Source organism: Microbacterium paraoxydans (genome assembly GCF_018224615.1).
In the GTDB taxonomy this organism is placed as follows: Bacteria; Actinomycetota; Actinomycetes; order Actinomycetales; family Microbacteriaceae; genus Microbacterium; species Microbacterium paraoxydans_B.
This window is the reverse complement of sequence record NZ_JAGTUK010000002.1, coordinates 744,117-757,167: the sequence shown is the minus strand read 5'-3', so window position 1 is coordinate 757,167 and position 13,051 is coordinate 744,117. Positions and strand designations below refer to the sequence as shown.

At 71.2% G+C, this 13,051-nt stretch carries 17 protein-coding genes; 3 read left to right on the top strand and 14 right to left on the bottom strand.

Annotated elements, in window-relative coordinates:
* Positions 1–32 precede the first annotated feature (32 nt).
* Complete coding sequence (locus KE274_RS09420; RefSeq protein WP_211543070.1) at positions 33–1,349, bottom strand: ABC transporter substrate-binding protein; 1,317 nt, start codon at positions 1,347–1,349, stop codon at positions 33–35.
* A gap of 286 nt (positions 1,350–1,635) precedes the next feature.
* Here KE274_RS09420 and KE274_RS09415 point away from each other — a divergent pair, with 286 nt between their 5' ends.
* The gene (locus tag KE274_RS09415) at positions 1,636–2,640 is read left to right on the top strand and encodes a LacI family DNA-binding transcriptional regulator (RefSeq protein WP_211543068.1); all 1,005 of its coding nucleotides are present in this window, start codon (positions 1,636–1,638) and stop codon (positions 2,638–2,640) included.
* A 75-nt stretch (positions 2,641–2,715) separates the two neighbouring features.
* Here the strand turns inward: KE274_RS09415 and rplL are convergent, their stop codons facing one another.
* Together rplL and rplJ are read right to left on the bottom strand one after the other, a co-directional pair.
* Complete coding sequence (gene rplL, locus KE274_RS09410) at positions 2,716–3,099, bottom strand: 50S ribosomal protein L7/L12 (protein ID WP_067194328.1); 384 nt, start codon at positions 3,097–3,099, stop codon at positions 2,716–2,718.
* 48 nt (positions 3,100–3,147) lie between these two features.
* Complete coding sequence (gene rplJ / locus KE274_RS09405; protein WP_211543066.1) at positions 3,148–3,636, bottom strand: 50S ribosomal protein L10; 489 nt, start codon at positions 3,634–3,636, stop codon at positions 3,148–3,150.
* Positions 3,637–3,933: 297 nt separating this feature from the next.
* Here rplJ and KE274_RS09400 point away from each other — a divergent pair, with 297 nt between their 5' ends.
* Entirely contained in the window at positions 3,934–4,614 is a 681-nt protein-coding gene (locus KE274_RS09400; protein ID WP_211543064.1) for a YqaJ viral recombinase family protein, read from the top strand.
* Between the two features lie 25 nt (positions 4,615–4,639).
* On the opposite strand, the gene KE274_RS09395 is transcribed toward KE274_RS09400, so the two are convergent.
* The 6 genes from KE274_RS09395 to KE274_RS09370 all read right to left on the bottom strand — a co-directional run bounded on the left by KE274_RS09395 (position 4,640) and on the right by KE274_RS09370 (position 8,731).
* Positions 4,640–5,134 carry a hypothetical protein gene (locus KE274_RS09395; protein WP_211543061.1) on the bottom strand — a complete coding sequence of 165 codons (495 nt, stop codon included), beginning with the start codon at positions 5,132–5,134 and terminating at the stop codon, positions 4,640–4,642.
* A complete protein-coding gene (locus KE274_RS09390) occupies positions 5,131–5,763 on the bottom strand; it encodes a hypothetical protein (protein ID WP_211543059.1) in 633 nt (210 codons plus the stop codon). Before KE274_RS09390 ends, KE274_RS09395 begins: the two co-directional genes overlap by 4 nt.
* Positions 5,760–6,383, bottom strand: a complete 624-nt coding sequence (locus KE274_RS09385; protein WP_307872181.1) for a signal peptidase I — start codon at positions 6,381–6,383, stop codon at positions 5,760–5,762. Before KE274_RS09385 ends, KE274_RS09390 begins: the two co-directional genes overlap by 4 nt.
* A gap of 32 nt (positions 6,384–6,415) precedes the next feature.
* The gene (locus KE274_RS09380) at positions 6,416–7,033 is read right to left on the bottom strand and encodes a SipW-dependent-type signal peptide-containing protein (protein WP_211543055.1); all 618 of its coding nucleotides are present in this window, start codon (positions 7,031–7,033) and stop codon (positions 6,416–6,418) included.
* A 7-nt stretch (positions 7,034–7,040) separates the two neighbouring features.
* Positions 7,041–7,667 (bottom strand): SipW-dependent-type signal peptide-containing protein, encoded by a 627-nt coding sequence (locus KE274_RS09375; RefSeq protein WP_211543053.1) that lies wholly within the window; start codon positions 7,665–7,667, stop codon positions 7,041–7,043.
* A 155-nt stretch (positions 7,668–7,822) separates the two neighbouring features.
* Positions 7,823–8,731, bottom strand: coding sequence for a LysR family transcriptional regulator ArgP (locus KE274_RS09370; RefSeq protein WP_211543052.1), 909 nt, complete (start codon positions 8,729–8,731; stop codon positions 7,823–7,825).
* Positions 8,732–8,801: 70 nt separating this feature from the next.
* On the opposite strand from KE274_RS09370, the gene KE274_RS09365 reads away from it, so the two are divergent.
* Positions 8,802–9,470 (top strand): LysE/ArgO family amino acid transporter, encoded by a 669-nt coding sequence (locus KE274_RS09365; RefSeq protein WP_211543050.1) that lies wholly within the window; start codon positions 8,802–8,804, stop codon positions 9,468–9,470.
* A 6-nt stretch (positions 9,471–9,476) separates the two neighbouring features.
* Here the strand turns inward: KE274_RS09365 and KE274_RS09360 are convergent, their stop codons facing one another.
* The 5 genes from KE274_RS09360 to rplA all read right to left on the bottom strand — a co-directional run bounded on the left by KE274_RS09360 (position 9,477) and on the right by rplA (position 13,046).
* Positions 9,477–9,833: an iron chaperone gene (locus KE274_RS09360; protein ID WP_211543048.1), complete on the bottom strand. Its 357-nt coding sequence runs from the start codon at positions 9,831–9,833 to the stop codon at positions 9,477–9,479.
* A gap of 49 nt (positions 9,834–9,882) precedes the next feature.
* Positions 9,883–10,686: an amino acid ABC transporter ATP-binding protein gene (locus KE274_RS09355; protein WP_307872180.1), complete on the bottom strand. Its 804-nt coding sequence runs from the start codon at positions 10,684–10,686 to the stop codon at positions 9,883–9,885.
* Entirely contained in the window at positions 10,673–11,338 is a 666-nt protein-coding gene (locus tag KE274_RS09350) for an amino acid ABC transporter permease (protein WP_211543046.1), read from the bottom strand. Before KE274_RS09350 ends, KE274_RS09355 begins: the two co-directional genes overlap by 14 nt.
* A 3-nt stretch (positions 11,339–11,341) precedes the next feature.
* Positions 11,342–12,160 carry an amino acid ABC transporter substrate-binding protein gene (locus KE274_RS09345; RefSeq protein ID WP_211543045.1) on the bottom strand — a complete coding sequence of 273 codons (819 nt, stop codon included), beginning with the start codon at positions 12,158–12,160 and terminating at the stop codon, positions 11,342–11,344.
* 196 nt (positions 12,161–12,356) lie between these two features.
* Positions 12,357–13,046: a 50S ribosomal protein L1 gene (gene rplA, locus KE274_RS09340; protein WP_211543043.1), complete on the bottom strand. Its 690-nt coding sequence runs from the start codon at positions 13,044–13,046 to the stop codon at positions 12,357–12,359.
* Positions 13,047–13,051: the final 5 nt, after the last annotated feature.

The window sequence follows — 13,051 nt, the reverse complement described above, 5'->3', positions numbered from 1 at the left end:
CCCCTGGTGCGGGGCGGCCCCTCCCCCCGGGATCAGCTGGACGGCCAGCCGGTCTCGATCTGCGTGAGCACCTCATCGGTCGAGGTGCCGTTGATCCACGCGACCATGCCCTTCCAGAAGGTTCCGGCACCCACGGCGCCGGGCATCAGGTCGGAGGCGTCGAAGCGGAACGTGGTGTCCGGGTCCTGCAGGATCTTGATGGTCTCCTGGAGGATCGGGTCCTTCGCGTTGGCCGGGTCGAGGCCGTTGTTGGCGGAGGTGACGCCACCCAGGCTCACGCGGCTGTTGGCCCACTCCGGGCTGGAGAGGTACGCGAGCACCTTCTGCGTGGCCTCCGAGTCGCTGAACGCGCCGACGATCTCACCGGCACCCGTGACTGCGGTGTCGTCCTCGGACTCGCCGGGGAGCATGAACGCCCAGACGTCGCCGTCCTCGGCGATGTTGGTGCCCTCCGGGAAGAAGCCGGACAGGAACGACGCCTGGTGCGTCAGCGCGCACTCGCCGGCGGCGAGCTTGGGCGCCACGTCGCCGAACGCGGTGGAGTTGATCGAACGCACGTCACCGAAGCCCGCGTTCACGTTGGCCGGGTTGAGCAGGATCTGCCCGACCGCGTCGAACGCCTCCTTGATCTGCGGGTCGGTGAACTTCACCTCGTTGGTGACCCACTGGTCGTAGACGTCCGGGCCGGACTGGCGCAGCACGTAGTCCTCGACCCAGTCGGTGCCCGGCCAGCCGGTCGCCGTGCCGGACTCGAAGCCCGCGCACCAGGCGGGAGTGCCCGTGGCCGCCTGGATCGTCTCGGTCAGCGCCGACATCTCGTCGAGAGTCTTGGGCACTTCGACGCCCCACTCGGCGAACTTCGCCGGGGAGTACCAGATCCAGCCCTTGACGTTGGCCATGAGCGGCGCGCCGTAGAACGTGTCGTCGACGGTGCCGTAGGCCACCCAGTCCTCGGTCCAGTACTCGTTGGCGTTCTTCTCGACCTCTTCCGGCGCGGGCTTCAGGAAGCCGCGGTCGGCGAAGTCGGCGAACAGGCCCGGCTGCGGGAAGATCGCGATGTCCGGCGGGTTGCCGCCCTGAGCGCGGGTGCCGAGCTGGGTCTCGAAGTCCTGGCTGCCCTCGTACTTGATGGTGATGTTGTTCTCTTCGGCCCAGTCTTTCCACGATTCCTGGAGGAGTTCCGCCTCCGAGTCGACGATCGTGCCGTAGATCGTGACGGTGGCGTCATCGCCTCCGCCGCCTCCGGTGCTCGGCGCACCGCCCGGAGCCCCGCAACCGGCGAGGGCGATGCCCGCGACGCCCATGAGGGCCAGCGGCACGACCAGCCGGGAACGCTGTGACAGAGCCATGTGAATTCTCCTCTTCGAGTACAGGGTCCCGCCGTCCGTCGCCAGCACCGGCGTCGATTCGGGAACCGATTCCAGGCCAACATACTGGCGGCTCGCTTCCCGCACAACACGCAAGGGTCACAAGCTCACAACCATTCGCGCGCGCTGTTCGCCCCGATATGGGAGCGCTCCCTCCCGCGCGCTGTGGAACCGGTTCCTTTTCCCCGATCGAGCCGCTACGCTGTCACCCGTCGAGCGCGGCAACCGCCCGCACCACGCCGAGGTGGACCCTGGTCGAGGAGGACCGATGAGCACGATCGCGGACGTCGCGTCCCGTGCCGGAGTGTCCAAGGCCACCGCGAGTCGGGCGCTGAGCGGACGCGGTTACGTGTCGGAGAAGACGCGGCGCCGCGTGATGGATGCCGCCGATGCCCTCGCCTACGTCGCACACTCCTCCGCCACCAGCCTGGCGACCGGTCGCACGCAGACCGTCGGACTCGTGATGCCGCCCATCGACCGCTGGTTCTTCGCCGAACTGCTCGCCGGCGTGCAGGAGTCGCTGCTGGCACTCGACTACGACCTGTCGCTCTACGGCGTGCCCGAGGGCTCGCAGACCAGGGAGCGGCTGTTCGAGACCGTGCTCCCCGGGCGCCGGTTCGACGGCATCATCGCGGTCGGCATCCAGCCGAGCGCGCGCGAGCTCGAGCGACTGCACCGCACCGGTCGCCCCCTCGTCAGCGTCGGGCCCTACAGCGAGGGATCCAGCGCGGTCTCGATCGACGACACGGCCGCCGCCCGCATCGCGACCGAGCACCTGATCGAGCTCGGTCATGCGGACATCGCGTTCGTCGGGGGCTCGACCGACACGGGCGAGCTGAGCTACGGGGACGAGCAACGGCTCGACGGCTACCACGGCGCTCTCCGCGCGGCCGGGCTCGACGCACACGCGCGCGTCGTGGGCGCCGCTCCCACCATGCCCGGGGGCTACACGGCGGCCGCGGGGCTCCTCGGCGACCGCCGGAACCGCCCGACCGCGATCGTCGGGGTGTGCGACGAGGCCGCCATCGGCGCGATCATCGCCGCCCGGCGACTGGGGATCGCGGTGCCGACCGAGCTGAGCGTGGTCGGCATCGACGACCACGAGCACGCCGACATGTTCGCCCTCACCACGATCGGGCAGTCGCCGCGCGAGCAGGGGCACGAGGCCGTCCGGCTCCTCACCCGGCGCATGGACGAACCGGAGGCGCCACTCGAGCGCGTGTCCGCCCCCTCGTCGCTCGTCGTGCGCAGCTCCACCGCTCCGCCGCGCTGACCCGCACCCGCCCCGGAACGCACGAAGGCCCCGGGACGGACCCGGGGCCTTCGCAGAAGCGCTGGTGCGCTGGAATTACTTGAGGGTGACGGTCGCGCCGGCCTCTTCCAGAGCAGCCTTGGCCTTCTCGGCCGTCTCCTTGTTGGCGCCCTCAAGGACAGCCTTCGGAGCACCGTCGACGACGGCCTTGGCCTCGCCGAGGCCGAGCGAGGTGAGCTCGCGGACGGCCTTGATGACCTGGATCTTCTTGTCGCCAGCAGCCTCGAGGATGACGTCGAACGAGTCCTTCTCCTCCTCGGCGGCAGCCTCGCCTGCGCCACCGGCGGCACCGGCAACGGCGACGGGGGCAGCAGCGGTGACCTCGAACTTCTCCTCGAACGCCTTCACGAAGTCGTTCAGCTCGATGAGGGTGAGGCCGGCAAACTGCTCGAGCAGCTCCTCGGTGGTGAGCTTCGCCATGATGTATCTCCTAATAGATGGGGTGGTGTTGACGAGATCGCCGGACGCTTACGCGGCCTCTGCGGTCTCCAGCTTTTCGCGAAGCGCGTCGATGGTGGCGGCAGCCTTGCCCATCGTCGCCTTCATCATTCCCGCGGCCTTCGCCAGCAGAACCTCACGGCTCTCGAGCGAGGCGTACGTGTTGACCTCGTCGGCGGTGAGGGCCTTGCCCTCGAAGATGCCGGACTTGATCACCAGAAGCGGGTTGGCCTTGGCGAAGTCACGCAGAGCCTTGGCAGTGGCGACGAAGTCACCGTGCACGAACGCGACGGCCGACGGACCCTTGAGGTCGTCGTCCAGCGAGGAGATGCCGGCCTTGTTGGCGGCGATCTTGGTCAGCGTGTTCTTCACCACGGCGTACTCGGCGTCCTGACGGATGCTGTTGCGCAGCTGCTTGAGCTGGGCAACCGTCAGACCGCGGTACTCGGTCAGCAGGACGGCGTTCGAGTTCTCGAATGACTTCGTGAGCTCGGCGACCGATGCATCCTTCTGCGCCATGGTCACTCCTTGATGTGTACGAGGCGCCGCACGGTGGTGGGGCGCCGGCCTCCGACCCCCTGCAAAGAGAAGAGCTCCGGCGCAAGCGCACGGAGCTCGGAAGTTCGTGACACCTGCGCGGGCCCCTGCGATGCAGAGCTTCGATCGCTGCGTGCTTGCGCACACGACGATGACCAGCGGTCTTCGGTTGGCTCCACTCTACCCCAGTGCGGGGCGGGCCCCAAATCCGCGGCGGCCACCGCGGCCCCGCGGCGTGTACGGGAAGGGAGCGTCGGCGCGCGGGGTTAGGGTTTTCAGGTGACCCCCGAACTCCACGCCCGTATCGTCGCGGACTCGCGCGACCGGGTGGCGTGGATGCGAGCACGGTCCCGCGGCATCACCGCGACCGACGTCGCCGGACTCACGAGCGAGCGCTCCATCGCGCGCGCCGCCGACGCCAAGCTCGGCGGCGGTCCGCGCTTCGGCGGCAACGCCTATACCGACCACGGCCGGCGGCGCGAGCCCGAGATCGCGGCGTGGGTCGCGGCCACGCACGGCATCCTCCCCTCCTCCGCGCTGTTCCGCGCCGAGGTGGAGCACCGCCACCTCGCCACCCCCGACGGCATCGCGGTCGACGCCGAGGGTCGCATCCGCCTCGCCGAGATCAAGACCACCAACAAGGCGTTCCGCGGCATCCCGCGCACCTACCTGCGTCAGGTGTGGTGGCAGCAGCACGTGCTCGGCGCCGAGCGCACGCTGTTCGTGTGGGAGGAGCACGTCGACTTCGCCCCCGTGCACGACGAGCCGCGCTGCGTGTGGATCGACCGCGACGACCGCGAGATCGCGAAGCTCGTCGACCTGGCGACCGCGCTGATCGACGAACTGTACCGGCGCACCACGGGCCGAGAGGTTCCCACCCGGGCGCAGGACGCGGCCGCGAGCCGGCGCGAGCAGCTGCGCGAGCGCGACCTCTTCCGCGCCCTCGCCCTCGCGGACTGACCGCCGCCCGGGCCCCGCACTCCGCTCAGGTGCAGGTGTTGTTGCCGCCGAGCCCCAGCAACCCGCCCACCGACAGCGTGCGCGTCGCGGCGGGCGACGCCCAGGCCGTGCTCGGGATGATGGCTTCGACGCGCACCGTGTTCGACGAGCCCAGCAGACTCCCCAGCAGCGTGCTCAGCAGCCCGGAGCTGATGGTCGCCGAGTAGGAGTAGGGGCCGCTGCCGGTCTGGGTGACGTTGGTGTTGTCGACCACGACGTTGTTGATCGACAGGCGCTGCTGCGGCTTCAGGTACACCGAGGTCCAGGTGATCGTGAATCCCGTGAACGTCCCGAGCAGGCTCGAGACGTTGCAGGAGGTGATGGTCGGCGCCGCGAGCTGCGACGCGGTGAACGACGCCGCCGCGTACTCGGGATCGGTGAACCGCGCCTCGGTGGGCTGCACCGCGGGCGCGAGCGCCACTCCCACCAGGACGGCGACCCCGATGGTGCCCGCGAGCGTACGTCGCCGCGGCCGCGTCATGGTCGCGCCCCCGTGCGGTCCCGCTCGCGGCGGCCCCGGGCCACGAACCCTCCGATGAGCAGCAGTCCCCCGCCCGCAAGCGCCAGGGGCAGCCACGGCGCCGGTCCGGTGACCGCGAGGGTGCCGCCCGAGCCCACTGCGGCGCTCTCCCCCGCTCCATGCGCGAGCACCCGCACCTCGGTGCTGCCGGAGCCGTCGTCGGGGTCGAGCGCGATCGTGAGCCGCAGGTGCGCGGTCTCGGAGTCGCGGATGGCCGTGAGCGGCACCTCGGCACCGTCGCGCGGAACGCTCCAGTCCGTGCGCAGCGCCTCGGCCCCCGCCGGGCACACGTCGCCGCGCCAGGGCTCCGGGCACAGCCGGACGTCGAGCCGCAGTCGCGCGGTCCCCGTCGCACTCACCCCGAGCCGCACGAGCCCCGGGTCCGGCGCGTCGGCGCTCACCTGCACGTCCCACTGCACGGGCCGATCGGGGCGCAGGTCCCCGGCCGCCTCCCAGTCCGCGACCGAGACGAGCCGCAGCACCTGCCCCTGCACGACCTGCGTCGTCGGGGCGGCGACGGCGGCCGCCGGTGCGGCGAGGGCCAGGCCGACGGGCAGTGCGGCGAGCGCGAGCGCGACGCGGCGTCTCACGGCGGACCGCCCTCGGACCGCGCACGCCGGGGCGACCGCGGCCAGAACGCCCACACCACGAGCGCGGTCGCCGCCACCGTCAGCCCGCCCAGCACGACAGGATGCCCGAGTGCGACGATCACCGTGGCGAGTCCGGGCACCGCGAACAGCACGGTGCGCACCGAGGTCACGGTGTACGGGAAGGGGTCATCGGCGGCGTTCGCGTCGCCTCGCAGCGTCAGCACCCGCTCCTCCGCCGTGCTCCCCTCCTGCACCGACGTCACGCGGTGGGTCACCGGCAGATCTCCGGGGCGGTCGACCGTCACCACGTCGCCCACCTCGACCGCGGACGCGGGAACCCGCTGCACCACCGCGACGGATCCCGCGGGGATGGTCGGAGACATCGAGCCGGTACGGAACAGGATCAGCGTGATCTGCGCCGTCGCGGCGAGCAGCACCAGCACGATGCACACGACCCCGGCCGCCGCCGCGAGCCAGAGCAGCGCGTCGCCCAGAGCGCGGACGGCTCCCGGGCGGCGCGACGGACCACGGTCGCCCTGCTCCGTGCGAGGCTGAGCCTGCTCCGTACGGGGCTGAGCCTGCTCGCGCGCACGCGCCTCGCGGCGGGTGAGTGCCGTCACGGCTCCCTCCTCTCGCTCGTGCTCCGCGGCACCTACGACGACGTGCCCTGGATCTGCCATGTCTGCGTCATCGTCAGGCCCTGCGCGGTGTTCGGGGCCGTGGTGGGCAGTGTCACCGCGAAGCAGTAGTTCACGGTCGAGGCGCCGTTCGCAGCCACCGTCTGCGTGGAGGCACCGCTGGTCGTGAGCGCGGAGCCGTCGGCGACCACGGCCGTACCGCCGGCGTAGGTCGCAGCGGAGCACGTGGTCCCGGAGATCGTCCGCACGCCGTAGGTGAGCGACGACGCGAGACCCGTGCCGCCCGGCGTGCCCGCCGTGAGCTGCAGCACCCCGGCGACCGAGGGCGATGCGGTCTTGACGCTGAACAGCGCGTACGTGGTCGTGCCGGGCGCCATGGCCGTGGGCGGGAGCTGGAAGTTCAGCGCGGCCGCGGCCCCGGTGGTCGCGTGGCTGGAGAACGTGACGCCGTCGGTCGCGCCGAGCAGATCGAACCGTCCGGCCGTGAAGGTGGCGGCGCCGAACTCCGCGTCGTTCCAGGCGGCGAGCGTCGCGGTCGCTCCGATGCCGAGCACGAGGCCGCCCGCGAGGACGGCCCGGATGCGGCGGGAGCGGATCCGGAGCTTCTCCCGCCTCTGCCTGCGGGTCACCATCGTCGGCTCAGCTCGTCGAGGTGGCCGTGAACTCCCAGGTCGCGTTCGTGACCAGGCCGGGCTCGAGCGTGGCCGCCGCGGTCACCGCGAAGCACAGCTGCACGGCCGTCCCCGGGGTCGCGGCGGACGCGCCCTCGGTGAGGGTCACGGTGGTCACGCCGGTCTGCGCGTCGAGCGTGGCGCCGGACGCGACGGGGGTGCCGGTCGCGCTGGCCGCGTTGCACGTGGCCCCCGGCGCGAGCTGGTACACGGCGTAGGACAAGTGGTCGCTGTTCGAGCTGGCCGCGGGGTCGGCCGTGGTCCCGGCGGCCACGAGGTCTGCCCCGGTGGTGGTGCCGGCGGCGAGTCGCACCCAGAACCCGGAGTACACCGTGTCGCCGGGCGACATGGTGCCCACGACCCCGGCGGGCAGCGCGAAGGCGAGGGTGGCGGCCGTGTCGCCGTCGTCGACGTTGTGATCGGTGAAGGTCGTGCCGTCGGTCGACCCCTCCAGGTTGAACGTGCCGGCGGTGAACGTGCCGGTCGCGAACTCGGAGTCATTCCAGGCGGCCAGTGTGACGGCCGCTCCCACCCCGAGGACGAGTCCTCCTGCCAGCACCGCGCGCACCTTGCGCCGCGTCGTCGTGGTCGCCATGTCGTTCCCCCTCCATCGTCGATCTCGGGGATCACCGGACGAGCGGAACTCGGGGGATTCTCCCGCGTCTTCGCATCCTCTCCGAGCCCTCCGGAGGAGACAAGGCGATTCCGCGCGCAGCCGGGGCACAATCCGCGCAGCGGTCCCGGAGTGCGTCAGCGCCGCCGGGGCCGCCGGGGGCCTGCGACCGGGGCGAGCACCCGGCGCGCCTCCGCGGCGACCTCCGCGGCGATCGTGTCGAGCAGCGTCGAGCGCAGGTTCCACTGCTGCCAGTGCAGCGCGACCCGCAGCGTCGGACCGCCGAGCGCCACCAGGTCCGGTGTCTCCTGCAGCCGCGGCACCATGCCCCACCCGAGGCCGAGCGCCACGGCGACCGCGTAGTCGTGCGAGGCCGGGACGTAGTGCCGCGGTACGCCCTGCGGCGCGACCGACATCGCAGCGAGCCACTCGTGCTGCAGCGTGTCGCGGCGGTCGAAGTCGACGAAGGGGGCGCGCGCCAGCGCCTCGCGCGTCACGCCGTCGGGGAACCAGCGCTCGACGAAGCCGCGTTCGGCCATGGCGCGGTACTCGAGCACACCGAGCGGGGAGACCGTGCACCCCGCGACCGGGGTCTCCTCGCTCGTGACGGCCGCCATCACGGTGCCCGACTCGAGCAGCCGCGCGGTGAAGTTCTGATCGTCGCGGTGCAGGTCGACGTCGATGTCGTGCGTGGCGGAGAGGCGGGCCATCGGCGCGAGGAACCAGGTGGCCATCGAGTCGGCGTTGACGGCGAGCGGCACCACGATCCGCCGCCCGGAGCCGTCGTCGTCGATGCCCACGCCGGCGAGAGCGTCGTGCTCCAGCAGCGCCACCTGCCTGGCCAGCCGCACCACCGCCTCGCCCGCTGCGGTGAGGCGTGCCGGTTTGCTGCGCACGAGCAGGATGCGCCCCAGCTGCTCTTCCAGGCTCTTGAGCCGCTGGCTGACGGCGGAGGGCGTGATCCGGAGCCGTCGGGACGCGGCGTCGAGCGTGCCCTCGTCGGCGACGGCGGCCAAGGTCGCGGCGAGCTCCGGGTCGATCCTCACATCAGCGATGCTAATGGTTCGGAAGGAATCTTCGCTTCCCCTGATGATGGCGCTTTCCTACGCTGGACCCATGCTCACCGTCCTCGCCGGCCTCGGACTCGGCCTCTCCCTCATCGTCGCGATCGGCGCGCAGAACGTCTTCGTGCTGCGCCAGGGCATCCGACGCGAGCACGTGCTGGCGGTCGTGATCGTGTGCGCCGTGTCCGACGGGCTGCTGATCGTCGCGGGCGTCGCGGGGCTGGGGTTCCTGCTGCAGGCGGCCCCCTGGCTCGTGGTGGTCGCCAGGGTCGCGGGGGCGCTGTTCCTGCTCGGCTACGGGGTGCTCGCCGCCCGTCGTGCCTGGCGGGGCGGAGAGGTGCTGGCGGTGGACACCTCCGCGCCCGCGGGCGACGCCGCCGCGCTGCCGACCGGCGGTGTGGCGACCGCGACCCGCACCGGAACGCGCCTGCTGCCGGTGCTGCTCACCACGCTGGCGCTCACGTGGCTCAACCCGCACGTGTACCTCGACACGGTGCTCATGCTGGGGTCGATCGCCGCGACCCACGGCGACCGGCGCTGGCTGTTCGCCGCCGGAGCCATCACCGCCAGCGTCCTGTGGTTCACGGCGCTGGGCTTCGGCGCCCGCTACCTCGGACGATGGCTGCGCACCGAGCGGTCGTGGCGGATCCTCGACGCGCTGATCGCGGTGATCATGATCGCACTCGCGGTGAGCCTGATCCTGCCGGTGCTCGGCGGCTGACGCGACTCAGGCCCCGTCGATCTGGGCCAGCCGCGCCTGCACCAGCGCGCGAAGCGTCTGTTCCGGCAGCGGGTGCTCCGGCTGGAAGCGGATGGTGCCCTTGTCCACGCTGACCCCCGGATGATCGGCCAGCGCCGCCGCCACGGCCGCGACAGCATCGGGGCTGAACGGGTAGACGCCGATGTGCTTCTTGGCGCGCATCACCGACAGCAGTGGCTTCCCGCCGTGCACGAGAGCGGGCATGCCGTAGCCCGTGCCCTGCTCCGCGTCCGGCACCTCCTCGCGTGCGAGGGCGTACACGCGGTCGATCGCATCCCGGTCGGCGGGGGCGAGCTCGGTCAGGTAGTCGTCGATGGTTCCCACGACCGCATCCTGTCACCGATCGACGGCCCGCACGACCCCCGGACCGGTGTCAGGCGCCGTCGAGCGGACGGAGGATGCGCGTGAGGAAGCGCTGCGTGCGCTCGTGCGTCGGGGCGCGGAAGATCTCGGCGGGCGGCCCCTGCTCCACCACCACGCCGCCGTCCAGGAACAGCACGTGGTCGGCCACCTCGCGCGCGAAGCTCAGCTCGTGCGTCACGACGGCCATGGTCCAGCCCTCGTCGGCGAGCTCCTTGATGACGAGCAGCACCTCCCCCACCAGCTCGGGGTCGAGCGCACTCGTCGGCTCGTCGAACAGCAGCAGGTCGGGCCGGAGGGCGAGAGCGCGCACGATCCCCACCCGCTGCTGCTGTCCGCCGGAGAGTTCGTGCGGACGCGCCTTCGCCTTGTCGGCCAGGCCCACCCGGTCGAGCAACGCCAGGGCCTCGGCGACGACCTCGGGCTTGGGCCGCCGCTGCACTCGCCACGGCCCCTCGATCACGTTCTCGAGCACGGTCAGGTGCGGGAACAGATTGTGGTGCTGGAACACCATTGCGGAGCGGTCGCGCAGGGCGAGCCGACGCTGCTTCTGCTCGCGCGGCCTCGGTGCCGCCGCCGGGGAGAAGTCGATCTCCGGCCCGCCGTCGACCGCGATCACGCCGGCGTCCGGGGTCTCCAGGCCGTTGAGCGCCCGCAGCACCGTGGTCTTGCCCGAGCCGCTCGGCCCGATCAGCACCAGCACCTCGCCGCGGTGCAGCGTCAGGTCGATGCCGCGCAGCACCTCGTTGTCGCCGAAGCTCTTGCGCAGGCCGCGGGCGGACAGCAGCGGATCGGACGTCTGGTCAGTGAGCGACACGGCTGTCGAGCCTCCTCTCCAGGGCGCTCTGACCGAACGACAGCACCAGGCAGAACACCCAGTACACCAGCGCCGCGGCGAGATAGACCACCATGAACTCGAGCGTGGTGGCCGCGATCTGCTGCGCCACCTTGAACAGCTCCGTCACCAGGATCAGCGAGGTGAGGGAGGTGTCCTTCACGAGCGAGATGAAGGTGTTCGACAGCGGCGGCACCGACACGCGCGCGGCCTGCGGCAGGATGATGCGCGTGAGCGTGCGCGTGCGGTTCATGCCGACCGTGTACGCCGCCTCCCACTGCCCCTTCGGCACCGAGAGGATCGCGGCGCGCACGACCTCGGCGCCGTAGCCGCCCACGTTGAGCGACAGCGCGATGATCGCGCTCGGCCACGGGTCGAGCGTGATCCCGATCGACGGCATGCCGTAGAAGATCACGAACAGCTGCACGAGCATCGGCGTGCCACGGATCACCGAGATGTAGAACCGCGCGACACCGGACACCACCGGGTGCACGGAGATGCGCATCAGGGCGACGCCGATCGCGATCAGCAGCCCCAGCGCGAACGACACCAGGGCGAGCGGCACCGTCGCCGTCAGGCCCGCCCAGGCGATCGGCCAGAGCGAGTCGAGGAACAGCTGCCACGGGTTCGCCATCGGTTACTGCGACACGTCCTCGCCGAAGTACTTCTCGCTGATCTCGGCCAGGGTGCCGTCGGCGCGCAGCTCCTCGAGGGCCCCGTCCACGGCCTCCACGAGCGACGTCTTGTCCTTCGTGAACACGAACGCCTGCTCGCCCGCGTCGTCGGTCTCCGCCGCGATCTTCAGGCCGGTCGGGCTGTTGGTGGTCTCGTAGTCGAGGAAGGTGAGCTTGTCGTTCACGGTGGCGTCGACGCGACCCTGACGCAGCAGCTCGACCGCCTGCGCCCACCCCTCGACGGCCTCGACCCTGGCACCGGACTCGGTCGCCAGCTCGTACCAGTTGCTGGTGAGCGACTGCGCCGTGGTCTTGCCGTCCAGGTCGTCGAACGAGCTGATCGAGTCGTCGTCCTCGGCCACCACGATCACGCCGGGCGAGACCGTGTACGGCGTGCTGAAGAGGTACTTGGCCTCGCGCTCCTCGTTGATCGACACCTGGTTCGCGATCACGTCGAAGCGGCCGGCGTCGAGCCCGGCGAAGATCGCGTCCCACTGCGTCTCCTGGAACTCGACCTCGAGCCCCAGCTTGTCGGCGACCGCCTGGATGATCTCGACGTCGTAGCCGGTCAGGTCGCCCGAGCCGCCGTCGTCGTGGAAGCTGAACGGACGGTAGGTGCCCTCGGTCGCGACCGTGAACGTGCCGTCCTTCACCAGACCGAAGTCGGAGCCTTCCGAGCTCTCCGCGCCGGACGTGCTCGCGGGCGTGGTCGAACCACTGCAGGCGGTGAGCGCCGCGGCGGCGACGACGAGCGCGGTGACGGCGATGAGACGACGGGACATGGACCCTCCTGGGGGTGAGAGGCGCGGGTGCGAGTTTACGCGACCGGCGCGGGGACCTCCCCACAGTACGTGGCTCCGCGCGATCCGCCACATCCGATGACGCCCCGTTTCGGCGAGCGTGGCGGGCAATGCGAAACGCCCCCTGGCGAACCAGGGGGCGTTCCTCTGCGACGTGGTCGCTGAGCCTGACGATGCGTCAGATGGCGTTGACGTCCAGCGGGATGCCGGGGCCGAACGTGGTCGACACGGCACCCTTCTGGATGTAGCGGCCCTTCGAGCTGGACGGCTTGAGGCGCACGATCTCCTCGAGCGCCGCGCCGATGTTCTCGTTCAGCTGCTCGGCGGTGAAGGAGGCCTTGCCGACGACGAAGTGCACGTTGGCGTGCTTGTCGACGCGGAACTCGATCTTTCCGCCCTTGATCTCCTCGACGGCCTTGGCCGGGTTCGGGGTGACCGTACCGGTCTTCGGGTTCGGCATCAGGCCACGCGGACCCAGCACCTTTCCGAGACGGCCGACCTGGCCCATGAGCTCCGGGGTGGAGACGGCCGAGTCGAACGCGGTCCAGCCGCCGGCGACCTTCTCGATGAGCTCGGCGCCGCCGACCTCGTCGGCACCGGCAGCGATCGCCGCCTCGGCCGCGGGGCCGGTGGCGAAGACGATGACGCGGGCGGTCTTACCGGTGCCGTGCGGCAGGATGACGGTGCCGCGCACCATCTGGTCGGCCTTGCGGGGGTCGACCGCGAGCTTCAGCGCGACCTCGACGGTCGAGTCGAACTTCGACGAGCCGGTCTCCTTCGCGAGCGCGACGGCCTCGGCGGGCGTGTAGAAACGGTCTGCCTCGATCTTCTCGGCGGCAGCCTTGTAAGCCTTGGACTTGGTAGCCATGATTA

What these genes read in the sequence shown, in the direction of transcription:
- KE274_RS09420 (WP_211543070.1), bottom strand. Translation starts at nt 1,349, where the DNA reads ATGGCTCTGTCACAGCGTTCCCGGCTGGTCGTGCCGCTGGCCCTCATG.
- KE274_RS09415 (WP_211543068.1), top strand. Translation starts at nt 1,636, where the DNA reads ATGAGCACGATCGCGGACGTCGCGTCCCGTGCCGGAGTGTCCAAGGCC.
- rplL (WP_067194328.1), bottom strand. Translation starts at nt 3,099, where the DNA reads ATGGCGAAGCTCACCACCGAGGAGCTGCTCGAGCAGTTTGCCGGCCTC.
- rplJ (WP_211543066.1), bottom strand. Translation starts at nt 3,636, where the DNA reads ATGGCGCAGAAGGATGCATCGGTCGCCGAGCTCACGAAGTCATTCGAG.
- KE274_RS09395 (WP_211543061.1), bottom strand. Translation starts at nt 5,134, where the DNA reads ATGACGCGGCCGCGGCGACGTACGCTCGCGGGCACCATCGGGGTCGCC.
- KE274_RS09380 (WP_211543055.1), bottom strand. Translation starts at nt 7,033, where the DNA reads ATGGTGACCCGCAGGCAGAGGCGGGAGAAGCTCCGGATCCGCTCCCGC.
- KE274_RS09375 (WP_211543053.1), bottom strand. Translation starts at nt 7,667, where the DNA reads ATGGCGACCACGACGACGCGGCGCAAGGTGCGCGCGGTGCTGGCAGGA.
- KE274_RS09365 (WP_211543050.1), top strand. Translation starts at nt 8,802, where the DNA reads ATGCTCACCGTCCTCGCCGGCCTCGGACTCGGCCTCTCCCTCATCGTC.
- KE274_RS09350 (WP_211543046.1), bottom strand. Translation starts at nt 11,338, where the DNA reads ATGGCGAACCCGTGGCAGCTGTTCCTCGACTCGCTCTGGCCGATCGCC.
- KE274_RS09345 (WP_211543045.1), bottom strand. Translation starts at nt 12,160, where the DNA reads ATGTCCCGTCGTCTCATCGCCGTCACCGCGCTCGTCGTCGCCGCCGCG.
- rplA (WP_211543043.1), bottom strand. Translation starts at nt 13,046, where the DNA reads ATGGCTACCAAGTCCAAGGCTTACAAGGCTGCCGCCGAGAAGATCGAG.